Origin of the sequence: Psychrosphaera sp. 1_MG-2023 (assembly GCF_030548245.1) — a bacterium.
GTDB lineage: Bacteria > Pseudomonadota > Gammaproteobacteria > Enterobacterales > Alteromonadaceae > Psychrosphaera > Psychrosphaera algicola.
The window spans coordinates 1-19,344 of the sequence record NZ_JAUORW010000005.1 but is presented as its reverse complement, the minus strand read 5'-3'; the positions used below and the strand labels follow the sequence as shown (position 1 = coordinate 19,344).

Below are 19,344 nucleotides of genomic sequence, written 5' to 3'. Positions count from 1 at the left end.
GAGACAAAGCGATGGTTTATATCAATGACATTTAATAATTTGCGAGGGCGATTTGTCACTATTTCAACAAACAGACGATAAGTTGATCGAGAAAGCCCTCAAAGGCAACCAATCGGCATGGCGTAAGTTAGTCGATAGATACGAAAAAAATGTCTATCTCTACGCACTTCGTATGACGAGTAATCAACATGATGCAATGGATGTTATGCAGGAAACATTTATTTCTGTGTGCCGCAGTTTATCTGACTTTCGTGGAGACAGCAGCTTTAAGACCTGGGTGCTTAAAATAGCTCACTTTCGTTGCATCGAGTTTTACCGCCGTCGGAAATGGTTTGCTGACGAAAGCGAATTGCAGCACATGGACGCCGAGCCTGAACATAGCTGTCCTGAATTGGCTTTGGGGAATTCTCAGTCGCAAAAACAGCTATTGACCGTAATGAAATCATTGCCATTTGAACAGAAATTAATCGTTGAGCTAAAGGTATTTCAAAGCCAAACGTTTGACACTATTGGCCAACAACTCGGGGTTTCGACCAACACAGTGAAATCGCGTTTTTATACTGCATTAGATAAATTAAAAGTGTTACTGGAGGACTCGTATGACGCAGCCTGAAGAAGCAAATTTAGCCGAACTATTTGATTATTGGTTGGAAGGCAAGGCATTGACCTCTGACCAACTGGCCAGTCTGAAACAAGCGCCTTTGTGGTCGCAACGAATGGCTGTGCATAACGAGATGCTTGAGATGGCTGACAACCTGTCAGAGTCGGTCGATGTACCAAAGTGGCGTAAGGACAAAGGTTTTGACCAATATTTGGCAAAACCGTCGTGGTGGCAACGTCAAGGGACGTCACTTGTTGCGCTTAGCTTTTCAATATTTGCCTGTCTTATTATGTTATTTGATGTGCGTTTAGTTAATACCAATAATGGTCGAGAATTGGTGATAAATGACCAATCTCAACAGGCCTGGTTGGAGCAGCAGTTTGTCCAATTGGCCGAGAAAAATAATGAAGTTATTAATGCCAGAATGGATGATTTAAGCCTAAAGCAACAAAATGATACGGCACAACTGGCAAGTTATCTGGTTGCAAATAGCCGCCTTGAGCGTAAAGAAGACATAGAAGATGTGGTTCGGGTCATTCAACAACAAAGACAGGACGACATGCGCTATTTACGACAACAGTTTAGTGATGTGAATTACAACATCCGCCTGGCGTCACAGCAAAACGAACGAAATTTAAGAAAGTCTGACTATAACGACGCGTCAGAACAGCAAGTAACCGAGTAGGCATTGAGGTAAACCATCGCTTATTTACCTTAATTATTTAGAAACGGAAATGATCATGAAAAAACAAAATAAACTTTTGCAAAAAGCCACGTTAGCAAGTCTGTTATTAGGTCTAAGTTTTAGCTCAGCAGTTCAAGCACAGGACTTGTCTGAGAAAAAATTGAAAAGTGTGAAACGTGACCTAAACATCATGACCACGATTATTAAAACCGCCATCAATGGTAATGAAAATAGTCGTAACAGTCGCAGTCACCGCAGCAGTGACGTGGAGGGTATATATCTGGCAAACCAAGGAATGGTATTTACCATAGGGTCTCGCCATGGGGTGAGTTATAGCTTTAGTAGGGGTCATCATAGTGTTGCGCCAATTGCACCTGTACCGCCAATTCCACCCATTATTAGAAGTAGCGCACCTTTATCAGAAGATGACGTCGATAGGATTGAAGAGTCAACGATGGAAGCGGTAGAGTTGGCAATGGATATGGCGGAAGTTCAAATGGAGTTTTATTCTGAAATGGATTGGTCTCATCGTTCGAGCCAAGAGCGCAGTGAAGGTCGTGCGGAACAAAACGAATTGGAAAAACAACGCCGAGAATTGGAACGAGAAGCCCGTAAACTGGAGCGAAACGTACGTGATATTGAACGAAAAATACGTGACGCTGAGTATCAACAAGAACTTAACGCAAGTGCTGACAATAAAAAGAAAATCGCTAAGTTAGAAGCCGAAATGAAACAACAGTCTGAAAACTTGACCAACGTCGCTAAAGAAATCAGCAGTAAGGCTGAATTACTTCAAAAAAAGGCAAGTGAGATGCGCGAAAAACAGATCGCACAACTTAATGCTCGCATTAAAGTAACTGAAACCGCGATAAGTCAGGCGGTCTGTGATTTTGGTGGAGGGTTGCGGTCATTAGCCAAAGGTGAACACATCACATTTAATCTAAAAGGACGCAGCGACCGCTTGTACATATTTGATATGCCATCAATATATAAATGTGCAGATGGTGATATTACGGCGACTGATTTGTTAAACAAAGCAGTGCAATACAGTCTTTAAAACTAAGATTCAGTAGGGAGCACCAAACTCCCTACTGAATGGATTATATCGCTTAGTTTTTGGGCTGTTCTAACGTTCTAGCATAATCCGCCATATCGGCCTGCAAATTTAGAATCGGCGATTGGTCTATTTCAATTAACCCACGTCTTGGTCGGTCAAGGTCGACGATCACAAAAACCAACGACACAATTAGCGCCACCATGACATATGCACTATAGGTTGTGCGGGTACCAGACAAGCCCGATACATAACCGACAATGCTTCCGGTCATTAAAAAAGTCCCATAGAGCAGCATAAGCACAATTTCAGGAACGTGGCGATTAAGTGCCGAATCTCGAACATGGAATACCTGCATTAGTTTGCCAATGGCATCAGTAAACGAACCTGTTCTTATGGCTCCGGCTGTAGAAGTTTGGATCTCAGTTGCTAAAATCCACAATTGGTTTTGTAATTCCTTAGCTTCAGTAACAAAAGATTCTCTTTTGTCTTCATTTACCATACTGACATTACCCGCTTCAGTACGATTGTTGGTGTATGCGATAAGCAATTGTTTGGCTTTTAATTGACTTTCCTGAGGCAAAAGGTCGGCTCGAATAAAGGCGTTATGAATTGCGTTACTTTCATCGAGTACTGCATTACTCCTAGCGTCAAATCGTTGCAAAGACTGCGAGAAGGTAAAACCAAGTAACAGCGCTAATATCCCTAGCAAAGAGGATTGGATTGCACTGACTTGAGCCTTACTGGCATCATTCGCCTTAATTGCAGGCCGACGACCTATTCGAAAACCACACTCAATGGCGACTGCCATTGAAACAAACAATGAAGATGCAATTGCCAAGCTATTAATGTCGTATAACATTTCTTTCATTTAACCTTCCGCCACTTTAAACGTCACAAATAGCACATTTGCGTTTACCTATAAACGTTTTATAGGTGTGATTTGAAATGGGATCAACTAATACCCAAATTAACTGATAAACAGCGTCGAGTTTCTAGGTCGCAAGAGAATGGTTTATCTAGCTACCTAGATTTAATACGATCACTAACCACATCCCTATAGTGCAGTTAAAAGACATGATGAAAGCAAAAAATCGGTGAATCGGGTGATTGTACGTTAAGTGGATTGCACTGTGGATTAATCGAAAAGCGACAAACGCCCAAGCAAAAGCCGTCAAATAGACATGGGAAATATTTAAAGCAAGAGCAGTAACGCTAGCGACATAAAACAAAACGGGTACTTCAAATAGATTGTCAAAGTTACGACCAAATTTGGCAATGTCATCTGGAATATCGTATTTCCCCATTAATTTGAAATAACGAGGGTCGACTTTGCCTGCATAGGCGCCTCTGATCCTGATAACAGCGGTAAAAACACCGACGACGGCGGTAAGTAATACCATCACAAACATTGGGTAAACGAGTTCCATATTGATTTCCATTGTAAATTTTTAAAAATGATTACGACGTTTGAGCATAAGGATGCGGTAAATATTCAATATATTCAAATACTCGTTTTATTCGAGGTACATTCAGGTGTGTACTTATTGTTGTTAAGCGTTTTAGTGGCAACGCCTTATCGCCAATTGAGCCAATTGGTGAGTGTTAAATATCTGTTATTTTCTCAATGGCATATAGTTCATCATCTATTGTCGCGACTTTTTCAGAAATGATGGCTCGTGCATCTGTCAATCCTTGGTTATAAAAGTGATCACCTATTTGCTCAGCAAAAAAATCGAGTAAAAAGCCAGCTTCAAATTGCCCAATTTCTTGATCAAGCTGTGACTCAAAGTAGTTTTGGATCTTGCTAATTATGATTTCTTGTTCAGATTTTTTGAACGTTATATTACTCATTAATGACCTCTTCTATGTCGAATACGTTTTACTAGTCGCTTTATTATTTCATGAGCTGTTTACTAATGTTAGATCAATTTCATACGTATTCATCTAACATTGGGTACGCTTTTAGTTTTGAATACCGGCTCAAACACAATGTTAATTAAAAACAACAGCGTTTAAGAAGGCTTTTTAAACATACTGACTTAGGATATTTATGAAAATAAAATACGGAATGACGATTGTTATTACGCTGATTGTCGTGGTCTTTGGGATCCGCATTTTTGAGCCAAAATCCGCAACAGTAACCTTTATGCTTAAAGCGCCAGATTCGACGGCACCGGCAGACGAAATTCATATCGTAGGAAACTTTAGCGATTGGAAGTTTGAAAGCAAACATGCGATGAAACTAGAGGGTGAGTTTTACCGTGTTGAAATCCCAGTTTCTGAAAAACCGTTATTTTATACCTTTATCAAAAACCAATCATGGCAACATGGTCCAGCTCAAGCATACGGTAAAGGCATGTGTCAGTTTTCCTATAATCCTGAGGCTGGATTGAATATCGTTGAAAATGGCTTCCCAGCCTGGGGCGGAGATAAACCAACAGAACCATTAACTTCCTCGCTGGTGGGCAATATTGAAAAACTTATTGATATTGATTTTCCTCAGCTACAAACAAAACGTGATGTTTGGGTTTATTTGCCACCGAGCTATCAAGCTGAGTCGAACACGGCATTTCCAGTGCTTTATATGATGGACGGACAAAACGTATTTGACAAAAAAACGTCATACAGTGGTGAATGGCAAGTTGACGAGACGCTGCAGCAAATGTTCACCGAGCAGCAACTTAGTGAGTTTATTGTGATTGCGATAGATAATGGCCCTCGACGAATGAACGAATATAGTCCTTGGAAGTTTCAATATGGTGACGATGTATTTGAAGCTGAGGGGGAGCAGACTATGAAATTTATCACGCAAACATTAAAGCCTTTGATTGATGACAAATACCGTACTCAAGTGGGTAAAAAGACCACAGGCATAGCGGGGTCAAGTTTAGGTGGCTTGATGGCAATTTATTCTGCACTAAATTACAGTGATATATTTGGCTATATCGGGGCGTTTTCGCCGTCGTTGGGTATTGAAAATGAAGAGGGCGTTAACGTTTTATTCCAAGCTATTGAACAGGTAAATCAGATAGATGATGTCGTTATTTATACTGACATGGGGTTAGGTGAGTATGGCGACTATGCAAAGTTTGATAAATTGACGCAATTACTTAACGCAAAACTGACAAATGGTGCATCTCTCACAACCGTAAAAGATGACTTAGGCCGGCATTGTGAAGCGTCTTGGTCTGAGCGTTTTCCAAGATTTGCTTCGCAGTTTTCTAAAAATTAGTGAGTTGGTATTCGTGACGTTCAACGCCACATCTGCGTCGGACGGCCACGAATAACACAAGTAATAGTAGAACAGAGAAAGATAAATTGGCCGAGCCTGATTTTTTAGGCTCATCGGGTATAGCATTGACTGTGATAGTGACTTTATCTGTTGCGGTTGCACCATGTTCATCGGTTACAGTTAAGGTCACTTCAAATACACCAGTTTGTACAAATTCAACAATAGTCGTTTCACCTTCAGCACCAATTGACCAAACAAATTGGATAATTTGGCCATCTTGGTCGCTCGACGCAGAGCCATCAAGTTGCACCGACTCACCCACAGTAACCATTAAATCGGGACCTGCGTTGGCGGTTGGCGCAACGTTTGGTTTGTCCGTTCTGAACATCGTATAGGCGCCAGTAAAAGCGTTGAATTGAATGAGGTATTCGCCAAAGCCATCATCAAATGGGATTGAATCGCCGCCTAATTCAGCAATGCCATCGGTATTGCTGTCACCAAAACTTGTGCTCCAATCGGCGTAAACGTCAAATTTAAATCTAGGCACGCCCGTGGCGTTTGTGGCTTCATTATTATTTACCGTGACTTGCCAAATATTGTCTTCTATTTCAATCATAGGCGTCGTGCCCCATTGATTGGTTACACCACGAAAATAAAGAGATGGATAAATGTGGTCGTCAGACTTAATACCACTTAATACGGCCGATTTACGAGTTGTATACCAGTTTTTACCTGAGCTAAAGTCGAATAAACGATAAGAACTTTGATTGCCCCAATAAGCGGGTTCATCGGTAATCTGTTGGTTGTCACCTGTGTCATTGAGCAAACTATATTGAATAAGTTGGTGAACGTCACTAATCCAGCGTGTTGAATAATGCTCGGTCATTAAGTTGTCTTGGTTTACCAACTGGGCCAGGAGAGCTTTAAACTCGGTACGGTACTGCGCGATGGCCAATACTTTCTCAACTAAAATAGGGCTACGAGCGGCAAAGTTCATTGGGTTCCGACTACCAACATCTTCAACTAACAGGGACGTTCCAAGGGCATTGTCGGTGTCGTATGGAATAAAATAAACCACTTCGGATTCGTCGATATAAAAGTAGTAGTTATTGCCATTGCCCCAAAAACCGTCCCAATGTCCTAAAACAGCCTCCGCTGCCAGAAATTTAAGAAATACAGGGATATCCAAATGTTGTTCGATATAAAGCTTAAACTCGTTGCCGCTCAATTGCGTGAAGTTATTCGCGATAGTTATAAGTTGTGATTTAGCTTGTTCAAAGTCATCGTCTTTACCTTTAAATTCAAAGGTCGCTTGGTCGTTAACGTCGATGCCTTGCCAATTTTCCTGAATATTTGAAAAAAGCGCTGCACCAAACCCTTTGTGGTTACCTTGCCACAAAAAACCTTTGTCATTATCAGTACCAAAGCGCTTATCGATATACTCTTTTCGGTTAACACTTTCATTCATTCGATAAACACCAAAGTAGGCAGTATTTGCGGCGCCCACTTTAATGAACAAACGGGCATATGTAGACGAGTGTGCGGTCCACAAATCAAAGTTATGCATGATCTGATTACTAAGGGGTTCATGAACAAATGTTGGATCGTTATGGAAACGTTTAAGGCGTAATTTACTTAACTTTGAAAAGGTTTGTTTGTCGACAAATTCGTCAAAATCTAAAGAAAAATGAGCTTGACGATATTGGCCATTACCGTCGTCTGGTAAAACAAAGCTGGTATTGCCACTTAGCTTTACGCCAACCGAAGTGAGTTGCGTGACGGTACCGTTTTTATCAAATGAAAAATCGGCAGGCACCTCATATGGAACTTCGCGACTTGATTGTAAAAGGCTCTGCCATTCGTCGTCGGAAAAGGTTAGGGTAATTGAGGGCAAGGCATTGATATCAAATACATATTTGTGGTCGGCTTGAGCTAGAAAGCTTGTATCTTCAACCGCTATAGTTACATTTGAGAAGAGCAATAAAAGGCAGGCAAGGATGTGTCTTAATGGTTTACCAGTCATTGGGTAACCTACGCAAGAATAGAGTTATTCAACCCTAGAGACAGAACGGACTGTTGGCAAATAGGTACATACGTATTCAGCTATTAACCAACGGTCGTATTATTGAAATATTCAATATAAACAGCGTGTTAACACAGTTGTCATGTTTAAAATGAAAAGTAAAGCAAAGCAAAGCAAAAATTAACACAGGTTAGAGGAAGAAAGCATTCACTTGGAATAATTTTTCAACTTCACTAATGTATTTTTTATCAACTAAAAATAAGATCACATGGTCATTACTTTCAATAACCCTATTGTCATGAGCAATGAGCACTTCGTTACCCCTTACGATGGCCCCAATAGTTGTACGAGGTGGCAATTTCAGTTCTTGGATTGAGCGACCAACGACTTTAGAGGTGCTTTCGTCACCGTGGGCAATCGCTTCAATGGCTTCGGCTGCACCGCGGCGAAGTGAGTATACATTTTCGATATCAGCTCGGCGAACATGAGTTAAAAGTGCTGAAATTGTTGCTTGTTGCGGTGAGATTGCGATGTCGACTTCACTACCTTGGACTAAGTCAACATAGGCGCTACGTTGGATCAATACCATGGTTTTTTGGGCGCCCATGCGTTTGGCCAACATGGCAGACATAATGTTGGCTTCATCGTCGTTTGTAACTGCGATAAAGACATCGGTTTGTTCAATTTGTTCTTCAGATAGCAATTCTTGGTCTGACGCATCGCCGGTAAAGACAACCGTGTTTTCAAGCGACTGGGAAAGTTCTTCGGCGCGTTTGGGGTCAAGTTCGATTAACTTTACACGATAATCTTTTTCTAATAATCGGGCGAGTCCAGAGCCTATGTTTCCGCCGCCAACAATCATGATCCGTTTATAGCTTTGTTCTAGCTTTTGTAATTCATTCATAACTAAACGAATGTGTTTTGACGCCGCTACAAAAAACACTTCATCATCGGCTTCAATGACGGTTGTCCCGAGTGGGCGGATTGCTTTACCTTTACGGTATATTGCCGCAACACGAGTTTCAACCGACGGCATATGTTCTTTTAATGCCGATAAGGCGTAACCCACAAGTGAGCCACCATAGTAGGCTTTTACCGCAACTAAACTGACTCTACCTTCTGCAAACTCAAGTACTTGTAAAGCGCCCGGATATTCAATTAAACGGCGGATATACTGCGTGACTAATTGCTCTGGGGCGATGTAATGGTCTACAGGTAAGTCATGGTTATGGAAGAGTTGTTCTTTGTATTCTAAATATTGCTGTGAGCGAATTCGGGCTATTTTGGTCGGGGTATTAAAAATACTATACGCTACTTGGCAGGCCATCATATTGACTTCGTCACTGCGGGTTACGGCAATGAGCATGTCTGCGTCTTCAGCTCCCGCTTGACGCAATACGTCGGGGTAAGAACAGTGACCAACAACCACTTGGAGATCATATTTGTCCTGCAACTGATGTAGTGCGTCAGCATCGATATCTACCAGGGTGATTTCATTTTCTTCACCTGCTAGGTTTTCCGCTAACGTAGCACCAACTTGTCCTGCGCCGAGTATTATGATCTTCATGATTTAGCTTTTGTGACCTATTCTTTTTATTGTGATTTTTTCAAACGGCAGTAATAAAACCCGTCCATATTATGCTCACCCGGTAAAATTTGCCAGCCTGGGTTGTCGACTGTCTCATTCAAACTTTGTTCGTCAGAATGACCTTGATTAACGATTGGCACGAGAATCGCGTCAGCGTGAGTCGTTAAAAATTGTTGCATCTGCAATTTATTTTCATCCGGAAGTATAGAACAAGTGGCATATAATAATGTGCCGCCTGGTTTTAGCTTATCCCACATGGTTTGTAAAATATTAGCTTGGAGCGTACTGAGTTGCTCAATATCTTCGTTGCGTCTTAACCATTTGATATCTGGATGACGACGTATAACCCCAGTAGCAGAACATGGCGCGTCTAATAGAATGCTGTCGAATTGCTCAAATGACTCAAGGGTTTTAGGATCGGACAAATCTCCGCATACTAATTGAGCTTCAAGTTTTAACCTTGTTAGGTTTTCCTGTACTCGGCTTAAACGAGTTTCGTCAATGTCGGCTGCCACCATATTTACTTTTGCGGTGTCAAGCACATGGCAGGTTTTACCACCAGGGGCGGCACAGGCATCGAGTACATGTTCATTATCACAAGCACCTAACAATCGCGCCGCGTTTTGTGCAGCAGCGTCCTGAACCACAAACCAACCTTGGTCAAATCCCGGAATTTTATCAACGGGTTTTGGTGCTAACAAACGAATTGCGGTTGGGTTGTGTGGATGTACTTCGTATTCAATTTTAGCGTCATCAAGTGCAGTACAAAATTCAGTTACCGGTTTATTTGAGGTATGAACACGCAGCCACATTGGCGCACGTTGTAGATTTTGCTCAAGAATGGTTTGCCATTGTTCAGGGTAGGCTGCTTGAATGCGTTTAATGAACCAAGACGGATGATTGTATTCAGTAACAGGGTTAGCTGTTTTTTTCAGTAAAACGTCTTTGTTTCGCATAAAGTTACGTAAACAAGCGTTAACTAAGCCTTTTAGTCCCTGTGCTTTTAGTGAAACCGCAGCTTGAACCGTTTCGGCCACCGCGGCGTGTTCTGGGATCCGCATATGTTCTAACTGATATAAGCCAACGATAACTAGATGATGAAAAACCCGTTGTTTACCCTTGAGCTTTTTGGTTAATAGTTGATGGCAGATCGCATCGTAACGAGCAAAATGTCGAATGGTACCAAAACACATTTCCTGTAATAAGGCAGCGTCTTTCTCGCCAACATTTATTTGTGCTTGGGGTAAGACGTCTGATAAAGACTGACCTTTATCTAACACCGCTAGTAAACAGCGAGCGGCTTCGGCGCGAACATTTTTGCTGGCTTTTGACATTAGTCCGCCTGAGTTAATAATGAAGTTCCAGGGGCAACCCATTCAAGGCGACCATTAACAAAATCGCCTGCTGACATTGGTTTTTTGCCCTGTGGTTGCAGACTTTGGATAGATATAACACCGTCGCCGGTTTGGATCGAAATACCAGATTTATCGGCCGAGATGACATCGCCGGCGTTTTTCCCTGAGTTTTCTGGGGAAACCGCTGCTTGCCAAATTTTAACGACATTGCCACTTAAATTTGCATAGGCTACAGGCCAAGGTTGATAACCTCGAATTTTACGTTCAATAACGGCGGCAGGTTCAAGCCAGTTAATCTCAGCTTCCTGCTTTGTTAATTTATGAGCGTAAGTGGCTTCGTCGTCATTTTGTTTTATCGGAGTTACATTGTTTTCAGCAATGGCGTCTACGGCTTTTATCAATGCTGAAGGGCCAATGTTTTGAAGTTTTTCGTAGACGCTGCCGCTGGTGTCGGTTGATTCGATAGGGCAAGTCTCAACTAACAGCATGTCGCCGGTATCAAGCCCAATGTCCATTTGCATAATTGTAACGCCAGTTTCAGCGTCACCCTCTAATACGGCACGTTGAATTGGCGCAGCACCGCGCCATTTAGGCAAGATAGAGCCATGGACATTGATGCAACCAAGTTTAGGCGCGTCTAATGCTGCTTTTGGTAATAGAAGTCCATAAGCCACGACGATCATTAAGTCGGCATTCCAAGCGTTTAATTCAGTTAATGCGTCATCGGTTTTTAATGATGGCGGCTGACATACAGGAATATCATGCGCTAAGGCAACTTGCTTTACGGCACTTGGTTGCAGTTTTTTACCGCGTCCCGCTGGACGGTCTGGCTGAGTATAACAAGCAACAATGTTATAACCTTGCTCGACTAAATGAGACAAATGTTGGGCGGCAAACTCAGGAGTTCCCGCAAAAATGATATTCAAATTGTTACCTGACATTGACTCTGCTTATCCTTTAGCGGCTAAACGGCTTTCTTTTTCAAGTTTTTTCTTGATGCGGTCACGCTTTAAAGGTGACAGATAATCAACAAACAATTTGCCATCTAAGTGGTCTAGTTCGTGTTGAATACAAATAGCCAATAACCCTTCTGCATCCATTTCAAATCCACTGCCATCTTTGTCTAACGCACGAACCGTAACGGTTTCAGAACGTTCGACTTTGGCGTAACAATTTGGCACAGACAAACAGCCTTCTTCATTAATGACCATGCCGTCACGGGCAATGATTTCTGGGTTGATGAACGTTAGGGGTTCATCACGCTCTTCAGACGTATCAGCGACAAAGAGTCTTACATGTTGATCAACCTGCGAAGCAGCTAGGCCAACGCCATTTTCGTCATACATTGTTTCGAACATATCGTCGACGAGTTGTTTGATTTCTTCATTTACTTCTGCGACAGGGGTCGCGACTGTGCGTAAACGTTCGTCAGGGAAACGTAATACATCTAAAATTGCCATAACTAGTAGTTACCTTGCCAAATACCATGATTAGCTTGTAATTTTACCTGTTTACGATCACTATTAACAGATTAAAGCCAAAACAAATATTGGCTTACATTAAGTATAAGTTAGTTAATTTTTATAAAAGGGATCTGCGGATGGCTAATTTCCTTCGCCAACTTGTTAGCGTAATTGTATTTTTAGGTTTGTCAGCAACAGCAAGTTATGCTGAAACGCTGCGAATTAAGTCTGACGCGCCTAGCGAATATGTCGTTAAAAAGGGGGACACCCTATGGGATATTTCAAGTTTGTTCTTGAAAGATCCATGGAAGTGGCCGGAATTGTGGAAAATGAATCCGCAGGTTTCAAATCCAAATTTAATTTATCCAGGCGATAACTTACAACTTATATACACCGCATCAGGTGAACCTGTGTTGATCATGGGTAAACGTGTACTAAAAATGTCACCGCAAAAACGTGTTTCGCATAAACGTGACGAACCTATCCCATTGGTTCCTTTAAATTCTATTGCCCCATTTTTGAGTTATGAACAAACGCTAGAAGAAGATGTCATTGAAGGGCTCCCATATGTATTAGGTACAGATCGCGCGATCAAACGCGCAACTGTTGGCGATATGCTCTATATTAAAGGTGACCTTGGTGCAGAACGTCGATTTGCAATTTATCGTAAAGGTAAAAAATACATCGACCCTGAAACCGATGACATTTTAGGTTATGAAGCGGTACTCGTTGCGATTGCCAAACTTGAACATGCTGGCGACCCAGATAATGGGGTACCTGCAAAAGTGACTATCGAGTCGGCGAAACAAGAAGTGAAAGCCAGTGACGTTTTATTGCCTATTAGGCAAGGTCAGGATTTACCTGCATTTTTTAAAATGCGACCAATTGAGAACGACTTAGAAGGTGCCATCATTGGTACACCTTCGGATGTTGCCGGTGTATCAAAATATGACGTTATCGTAATAAACAAAGGCTTTATGCACGATGTAGCACCAGGTCATATTTTTGATGTTCGACGTCAGTCTCCAACTGTTGTGAATCAAGGGTTGGGTCCGAAGTATCAAGAAGACGCAAGCAGTTATGAACGCTTTGTTGGCCAAGTTAAAAATTGGTTCCAAAGTGACGAAGATAAAGGCATCTATGTCATGCCTTACGAAAAAATTGGCCAAGTCATGCTGTTCAGAGTTTATGAACGCGTTTCGTATGGCATAGTGATTAAGAATTCAATTCCTATTTATGTTGGCGATAAAATTCAAACGCCGGAATAGATAAATACATTACGCCCCGCAGGATGTGGGGCCATAAAGGAGCCAAGGATGGACCTCGAATTTAGTCAACTTACCCGATGGTTAGCACTTATTAAGTGCCCCCAATTTGGTATAGTCTCGTTTAGAGCACTTGCTGCCGTATTACCAAGCCCAACAGACGTATTTACGTTGACTCCCAAAGAATTAAGCCATTACCCACTGAAAGCCTGTCATGTGAAGTATTTTTCCGCACCTAATTGGCCATGGGCTGAGCGAATGGCGCATTGGATGATACACAACCAAGTCCGTTTTATTTCGATATTGGATGCCAAATACCCTCTACTGCTAAAACAAATTAGTCGGCCGCCAATAGGCTTATTTGTTGCGGGCAATGTGGATGTTTTAAATTCGACCCAAATCGGCTTTGTCGGTTCTCGGAGTCCATCTTCTTACGGTAGACAAATGACAAGCCATCTTATTGACGGATTACGACACACGCCGGTAACGATTACTTCTGGACTAGCGGTGGGGATTGATGGCGATGCTCACAAATTGGCATTAGATAATGGTTTACCTACAATTGCCGTAATGGCGACTGGAATGCAAAATATTTACCCTAAAAGACATTGCAACTTAGCGGAACGCATTAAAAATTTTGGCTGCTTAGTGTCGGAGTTTCCCCCAGATGTACCAGCTATTCAGCATAACTTCCCCCGTAGAAATAGGATCATTGCCGGGCTCAGCAAAGGAATTGTTGTCGTCGAAGCAGCCATTAAAAGTGGTTCATTAATATCAGCTCGAATTGCAATGGAAGAAAATAGAGACGTCTTTGCGGTCCCTGGCAACGCATTTAGTCCATTGAGTGAGGGTTGTAATTCGTTGATTAAACAAGGAGCTAAACCGGTTACAGGTGCAGCCGATATCGTAAATGAGTATTTGATTTCACCCTGTCGCAAAGAAGTTAGAAAAAATCACTTGGCAGGACCTAATTTGTTAGCTAGTGTTGACCATGATACTACCCCGGTAGATGTCATTGTCCAACGTTCCAATATGCCTGTGGATGAGGTGTTAATTGAAATGTTGGAATTGGAAATACAGGGCTATGTAGAAGCTGTCCCAGGCGGCTACATTAAAGTACCAATCTAACGAAAATAATAATTAACAAAGGGGCTTTTTATGTTTGATATCCTTTTGTATTTGTTTGAAAACATTGTAAATGACAGCGCTGAGATCTGGGTTGATGAAGATGAACTCACAAAAGAACTCAAAAAAGCGGGCTTTCATGATGACGATATTTTCAAAGCGCTAATGTGGTTAGAAGATTTAGCTGATCTCCAGGCTAATGACATTTCACCGTTTATCAACGGGCAGACCGCCATTTCGAATCGAATTTACACGCCGCAGGAAATGTTGAAACTCGACACTGAATGCCGTGGTTTCGTTTTGTTCTTAGAGCAGATTAATCTGCTGGACGTTGCAACTCGTGAAATGGTCATCGATCGGATAATGGAACTAGAAGAAACACACATTTGTTTAGAAGACTTAAAGTGGGTGGTTCTAATGGTGCTATTTAACGTTCCTGGCAAAGAGTCTGCATTTGAGCAGATGGAAAACTTAGTTTTTGACGAGCCTGAGGGCGCAATTCACTAAGCTTCCATCGATCTGCACAGAAAACTATTGCGTTACGCCGTGGAGTGACTAAGATCCACGGCATATTGCCGACTATACGACAAAATTCATGGAATCCGATCCGGACTTACAACATAACCAACCCGAAACTAAGAACTATTGCCCAAAATGCAATGCGGAACTGCACATTCGTTCTGGCGCGACAGGCGCGTTTTTGGGTTGTACTACCTATCCAGCATGTGATTACACACGTCCTTTAACTACGTCGTCTGAAGTCCAAGTGTTACGTATTCTCGATGAAGTCTGTTGCCCAAAATGCGAGGGCGACTTAGGTGTTAAGTCGGGTAAATATGGTATGTTTATTGGTTGCATGAATTACCCAGAATGTGATTTTCTTGTGAAAGAAGATGACGACGACGATTTTGAACCCGTCGATTGCCCAAAATGTGATTCGGGCGAACTTCACATGCGAACTAATAAAAAAGGTCATCGTTTTTATGCCTGTAATCAATACCCGGAATGCGACTATTTAGTGAATCAAAAACCAATAGCGACACCGTGTTTAAAATGCGAGTGGCCAATTGTTGTTGATACCGGTGATGGTGAAAAGCAATGTCCGTTTTGTAAACTGTATGTAGATTAATTCCGTAGAGGTTTTACTGTGAACACCCCAGATCCAACAATTACTCATTCTCCAGAAGTAACATCGCTATTAAATGGCGATGTAATCGTATATCCAACAGAAGCGGTTTACGGCATGGGATGCGATCCGCAAAATGAACTAGCGGTATTAAAATTACTAAAGATAAAGCAAAGGCCAATTGAAAAAGGATTAATCTTAATTGCGAATGATTACGGCCAGTTGTTGAAGTTTGTTGATGATAAAAAAATCCCAATGGATAAGCGTACTGATATTATTTCTCGTTGGCCAGGCCCAACAACTTGGTTGCTACCAGCCGCACCAGACGCACCTAAGTGGATTACAGGACAACACGATTTAATTGCAGTTCGGGTGACCGATCATCCAACTGTGAAACGCATGTGCAAAGAGTTTGGTGGAGCGATCGTCTCCACAAGCGCTAATGTAACAGGGCAACCCACGATAACTGACGTTGCTACTCTTGCATTGCAATTTTCTGATCAAGTTGGTTACATTGTAGATGAGCCATTAGGTGGTTATGATCAGCCATCAACCATTATTAATTCATTTACAGGCGAAGTAGTAAGGACTTAAATTGAACTCACCAATGTTAGACCAAGTAAAATCATTTTTTATGTCGCTGCAGGATCAAATTTGTGAGCAACTCTCGACACTTGATGGCACTGAGTTTGAGCAAGATCAGTGGATTAGAGAAGAAGGCGGCGGCGGACGAAGCCGCGTAATTAAAAACGGTAATGTATTTGAACAGGCCGGAGTAAATTTTTCCCATGTATTTGGCGCTAATATGCCCGCTTCTGCAACAGCACACCGCCCAGAGTTACAAGGTCGAAGTTTTAATGCCTGTGGTGTGTCTTTAGTTATTCACCCGCATAATCCATATATCCCGACTACACATATGAATGTGCGCTTTTTTATTGCTGAAAAAGAAGGTGCCGAACCTGTTTGGTGGTTTGGCGGGGGTTATGATTTAACGCCATTTTATCCGTTCGAACAAGACATCAAACATTGGCATCAGACTGCTAAAGATGTATGTGATCAATATGGAGAGGCGGTTTATCCAAAATACAAAAAATGGTGTGACGAATACTTCTACCTTAAACACCGTGACGAAACTCGTGGGGTAGGTGGTCTATTTTACGATGATCTAAACGAACTAGGCTTTGAACAGTGTTTTGAGTTTACCCAAAAAATAGGTCATTCATTCTGTGAAGCGTATGTGCCAATTGTCAATCGCTGTAAAAACCTAGAGTTTGGTGACCGCCAACGACAATTTCAACTTTATCGCCGTGGTCGTTATGTTGAATTTAACTTGGTATTTGACCGAGGTACGTTATTTGGCCTTCAAACAGGTGGGCGCACTGAGTCGATATTAATGTCTATGCCACCTCTTGCCCGCTGGGAATATCAATACACACCAGAAGCAGGCAGTGAAGAAGCCAAACTCTATGACGTATTACAACCAATTGACTGGTTGTAGTCTTATCAAGCTTGTTTTGCCGTTTTAATCTTGATTAATAATATGCGTAGCCATTTGTGCAAAGGCATCTTTTAGATGCGCTTTAACTTGTGGTTGCGTTACTTCGAGTTCCAACGCTGTATTCATACAATATATCCACTGGTCCCGCAGGTTTTGGTCAATTAAAAACGGCAAATGTCGGGCACGTAGGCGAGGATGTCCGTATTTTTCCATAAAGATATTCGGCCCACCTGTCCAACCAACTAAAAATTCATAAAACTTTTCGCGGATCGCATCGAGTGGTTTTGGATGCATATCGTACAATTCTTTAGCCCGCAGGTCGGTTTCCATAATGTCATAAAAGGTATTGGCAAGCTTTTTAACACCGTCATTGCCAATCACATCGTATGGGGTATGGCTTATATTTAAATGAGACTTGTTTTGTTGTGGCTTTTTAGACACTATTTTATCCATCAATTTTTTTAACATTTACGAGCCCAAATGAAAAAGTTTGCCGTAATCGGTAACCCAATCGAACAGTCAAAGTCTCCAATAATTCATCAAGACTTTGCAAAGCAATTTGATATTGCGCTTACATACGAAAAGCTATTATCGCCAATTAGTGATTTCAAACCAACGATAAATTCGTTTTTTGACGCTGGTGGCATTGGCATTAACGTCACTATGCCGTTCAAAGATGAAGCGTTTGCAAGTTGTGACGAGCTATCACCACGCGCCAAGCTTGCCGAAGCGGTAAATACCTTAACTTATAAAGATGGCAAATTATTGGGTGATACTACCGACGGCGAGGGCGTTGTTCGCGACTTGTTATTTCACGGTATTGAATTAAAAGGTCGTCGCGTATTGTTGATCGGAGCGGGTGGTGCAGGCAAAGGCAGTGTTGCGAGTATTTTAGACCAACAACCCAAAGAGCTGATAATTGCGAATCGCACACTATCTAAAGCGCAACATATAGTGGATAAAGTGCCTGGTGCTCCGGTTGTCGCCAAAGGTTTTTCAGAACTCGATGGTAATTATGATGTGGTTATCAATTCAACGTCGTGTTCATTAACGGGTGAACTTCCTGATATTGACCCTAGTGTTTTCAAAAACACCGTCGCTGCTTATGATATGTGTTACAAAAAAGAAAAGACTCTGTTTAATAACTGGCTTGAACTGCATTCCAAAGCATTAACGATTGATGGATTGGGTATGTTAATAGAACAAGCAGCAGAATCCTTTCGTATATGGCATGGCGTCGTTCCCGACACAACGGAAATACGCAAGGTATTGCGAGATCTATAGTAGAAAAATACATATATAGAGTAGCGCCATTATTTACGTGGCGCATTCTTCTATATATGTAGTGTTAATCGAGGCACTGTATTGTGACTAACTATGTTGTTCTATGTACTCATCTTTGAGTAAGACGTAGTTTTTGGCTGAAACGGTCAAAAAGTCGAGTTCTACTTGTTTTAAAGGCCGTGCCTTTTTCATCGGGTTTCCAACATATAAAAAACCAGACTCCAATTTTTTATTAGGCGGAACTAATGTACCGGCACCAATAAATACATCATCACCAACTTCAGCACCATCCATTATGATTGCGCCCATCCCAACTAAAATACGATTACCCAATTTACAACCATGTAACATTGCTTTATGACCAATTGTTACGTCGTCTCCTATTATTAGGGGGTTGCCTAAGGGATTATTGTTAGATTTTCTCGTTACGTGCAGCACCGATCCATCTTGTACATTGGTACGTTTACCAATAGAAATATAATTAACGTCACCTCGAGCAGCAACCATCGGCCAAATACTAGAATCGTCGCCAATAGTGATTTCTCCATATAGTACTGCGGATTCATCAACATAAACTCGGTCGTAAATAGTAGGAAGTATATCGTTATAAGATTTTAGGTTTTTCATTGTTAACCTCAATTACACTTTATAAGCCTCAAATATCACACTTTTTGACCACATTAGTCAATAAATATGCGTTCTGTAGCAATAATAGCCAAACAGAAAACTATTTGTAAAAAGTAGTTGCGCGCCGGAAAATGATCTCTATAATGCGTCCTCGTTGTCAGGGAGACATCAACCGCTCAAAACAATATGTTTAGTAGCAGGATTGGCGTCTAAATCGACTAGGAAGTTTGAAAAAACTTTCAAAAAGATTTAAATAAAACGTTGACAACAAAAACAGGAAGCGTATTATACGCCTCCCGGTTGAGACAGAGTCTTAACCCAGAGGAAACCCTCTAAACCGTTCTTTAACAATTTGTAATTAATTATCTGTGTGGGCACTCCGTAGAGTAGTGACAACAAATATATATGTATAAAG

21 protein-coding genes are annotated in these 19,344 nt (G+C 41.6%); 11 read left to right on the top strand and 10 right to left on the bottom strand.

All coding sequences use genetic code 11. The features are described 5' to 3' along the window. Positions 1 to 52 precede the first annotated feature (52 nt). Genes Q4575_RS05665 through Q4575_RS05655 form a run of 3 tightly spaced genes read left to right on the top strand, consistent with a single transcriptional unit; the run spans position 53 to position 2,343 of the window. Complete coding sequence (locus tag Q4575_RS05665) at positions 53 to 613, top strand: RNA polymerase sigma factor (RefSeq protein ID WP_303521662.1); 561 nt, start codon at positions 53 to 55, stop codon at positions 611 to 613. Next, entirely contained in the window at positions 600 to 1,286 is a 687-nt protein-coding gene (locus Q4575_RS05660) for a hypothetical protein (protein WP_303521660.1), read from the top strand. The genes Q4575_RS05665 and Q4575_RS05660 overlap by 14 nt, the downstream gene beginning before the upstream one ends. Positions 1,287 to 1,341: 55 nt before the next feature. After that, complete coding sequence (locus Q4575_RS05655; RefSeq protein ID WP_303521659.1) at positions 1,342 to 2,343, top strand: hypothetical protein; 1,002 nt, start codon at positions 1,342 to 1,344, stop codon at positions 2,341 to 2,343. Positions 2,344 to 2,395: 52 nt separating this feature from the next. Here Q4575_RS05655 and Q4575_RS05650 read toward each other — a convergent pair whose 3' ends face one another. From Q4575_RS05650 to Q4575_RS05640, 3 genes are all read right to left on the bottom strand, one after another. Then, positions 2,396 to 3,211, bottom strand: a complete 816-nt coding sequence (locus tag Q4575_RS05650; RefSeq protein ID WP_303521657.1) for a hypothetical protein — start codon at positions 3,209 to 3,211, stop codon at positions 2,396 to 2,398. Positions 3,212 to 3,359: 148 nt separating this feature from the next. After that, the gene (locus Q4575_RS05645) at positions 3,360 to 3,770 is read right to left on the bottom strand and encodes an MAPEG family protein (RefSeq protein WP_215964597.1); all 411 of its coding nucleotides are present in this window, start codon (positions 3,768 to 3,770) and stop codon (positions 3,360 to 3,362) included. Between the two features lie 175 nt (positions 3,771 to 3,945). Then, complete coding sequence (locus Q4575_RS05640) at positions 3,946 to 4,194, bottom strand: DUF2164 domain-containing protein (protein WP_215964598.1); 249 nt, start codon at positions 4,192 to 4,194, stop codon at positions 3,946 to 3,948. 199 nt (positions 4,195 to 4,393) lie between these two features. On the opposite strand from Q4575_RS05640, the gene Q4575_RS05635 reads away from it, so the two are divergent. Next, the gene (locus tag Q4575_RS05635) at positions 4,394 to 5,575 is read left to right on the top strand and encodes an alpha/beta hydrolase (RefSeq protein WP_303521656.1); all 1,182 of its coding nucleotides are present in this window, start codon (positions 4,394 to 4,396) and stop codon (positions 5,573 to 5,575) included. On the opposite strand, the gene Q4575_RS05630 is transcribed toward Q4575_RS05635, so the two are convergent. The 5 genes from Q4575_RS05630 to def form a co-directional block, all read right to left on the bottom strand. After that, the gene (locus tag Q4575_RS05630) at positions 5,565 to 7,598 is read right to left on the bottom strand and encodes a CotH kinase family protein (RefSeq protein WP_303521655.1); all 2,034 of its coding nucleotides are present in this window, start codon (positions 7,596 to 7,598) and stop codon (positions 5,565 to 5,567) included. The two genes, Q4575_RS05635 and Q4575_RS05630, sit on opposite strands and share 11 nt — an antisense overlap. Positions 7,599 to 7,788: 190 nt before the next feature. Then, the gene (gene trkA, locus Q4575_RS05625; RefSeq protein ID WP_215964601.1) at positions 7,789 to 9,165 is read right to left on the bottom strand and encodes a Trk system potassium transporter TrkA; all 1,377 of its coding nucleotides are present in this window, start codon (positions 9,163 to 9,165) and stop codon (positions 7,789 to 7,791) included. A gap of 26 nt (positions 9,166 to 9,191) precedes the next feature. Beyond that, on the bottom strand, positions 9,192 to 10,520 hold the full coding sequence (gene rsmB, locus Q4575_RS05620; RefSeq protein ID WP_215964602.1) for a 16S rRNA (cytosine(967)-C(5))-methyltransferase RsmB: 1,329 nt from the start codon (positions 10,518 to 10,520) through the stop codon (positions 9,192 to 9,194). Then, the gene (gene fmt / locus Q4575_RS05615) at positions 10,520 to 11,482 is read right to left on the bottom strand and encodes a methionyl-tRNA formyltransferase (RefSeq protein ID WP_215964603.1); all 963 of its coding nucleotides are present in this window, start codon (positions 11,480 to 11,482) and stop codon (positions 10,520 to 10,522) included. The genes rsmB and fmt overlap by 1 nt, the downstream gene beginning before the upstream one ends. A 9-nt stretch (positions 11,483 to 11,491) precedes the next feature. Continuing rightward, a complete protein-coding gene (gene def / locus Q4575_RS05610; RefSeq protein ID WP_215964604.1) occupies positions 11,492 to 12,001 on the bottom strand; it encodes a peptide deformylase in 510 nt (169 codons plus the stop codon). Between the two features lie 140 nt (positions 12,002 to 12,141). On the opposite strand from def, the gene Q4575_RS05605 reads away from it, so the two are divergent. From Q4575_RS05605 to hemF, 6 genes are all read left to right on the top strand, one after another. Then, complete coding sequence (locus Q4575_RS05605) at positions 12,142 to 13,272, top strand: LysM peptidoglycan-binding domain-containing protein (protein WP_215964605.1); 1,131 nt, start codon at positions 12,142 to 12,144, stop codon at positions 13,270 to 13,272. 48 nt (positions 13,273 to 13,320) lie between these two features. Further along, positions 13,321 to 14,397: a DNA-processing protein DprA gene (dprA, locus tag Q4575_RS05600; RefSeq protein WP_215964606.1), complete on the top strand. Its 1,077-nt coding sequence runs from the start codon at positions 13,321 to 13,323 to the stop codon at positions 14,395 to 14,397. Between the two features lie 30 nt (positions 14,398 to 14,427). Beyond that, a complete protein-coding gene (locus Q4575_RS05595) occupies positions 14,428 to 14,901 on the top strand; it encodes a DUF494 family protein (protein ID WP_215964607.1) in 474 nt (157 codons plus the stop codon). A gap of 88 nt (positions 14,902 to 14,989) precedes the next feature. Further along, on the top strand, positions 14,990 to 15,523 hold the full coding sequence (locus Q4575_RS05590; RefSeq protein WP_215964608.1) for a type I DNA topoisomerase: 534 nt from the start codon (positions 14,990 to 14,992) through the stop codon (positions 15,521 to 15,523). Between the two features lie 18 nt (positions 15,524 to 15,541). Then, positions 15,542 to 16,114 carry an L-threonylcarbamoyladenylate synthase gene (locus Q4575_RS05585; protein ID WP_303521654.1) on the top strand — a complete coding sequence of 191 codons (573 nt, stop codon included), beginning with the start codon at positions 15,542 to 15,544 and terminating at the stop codon, positions 16,112 to 16,114. Between the two features lie 13 nt (positions 16,115 to 16,127). Continuing rightward, complete coding sequence (gene hemF, locus Q4575_RS05580) at positions 16,128 to 17,018, top strand: oxygen-dependent coproporphyrinogen oxidase (protein WP_303521839.1); 891 nt, start codon at positions 16,128 to 16,130, stop codon at positions 17,016 to 17,018. A gap of 24 nt (positions 17,019 to 17,042) precedes the next feature. Here the strand turns inward: hemF and Q4575_RS05575 are convergent, their stop codons facing one another. Then, positions 17,043 to 17,486 carry a group II truncated hemoglobin gene (locus Q4575_RS05575; protein ID WP_215964609.1) on the bottom strand — a complete coding sequence of 148 codons (444 nt, stop codon included), beginning with the start codon at positions 17,484 to 17,486 and terminating at the stop codon, positions 17,043 to 17,045. Positions 17,487 to 17,498: 12 nt separating this feature from the next. Here Q4575_RS05575 and aroE point away from each other — a divergent pair, with 12 nt between their 5' ends. Next, on the top strand, positions 17,499 to 18,302 hold the full coding sequence (gene aroE / locus Q4575_RS05570) for a shikimate dehydrogenase (protein WP_215964610.1): 804 nt from the start codon (positions 17,499 to 17,501) through the stop codon (positions 18,300 to 18,302). Between the two features lie 87 nt (positions 18,303 to 18,389). Here aroE and Q4575_RS05565 read toward each other — a convergent pair whose 3' ends face one another. After that, a complete protein-coding gene (locus Q4575_RS05565) occupies positions 18,390 to 18,929 on the bottom strand; it encodes a gamma carbonic anhydrase family protein (protein ID WP_215964611.1) in 540 nt (179 codons plus the stop codon). Positions 18,930 to 19,344 lie beyond the last annotated feature (415 nt).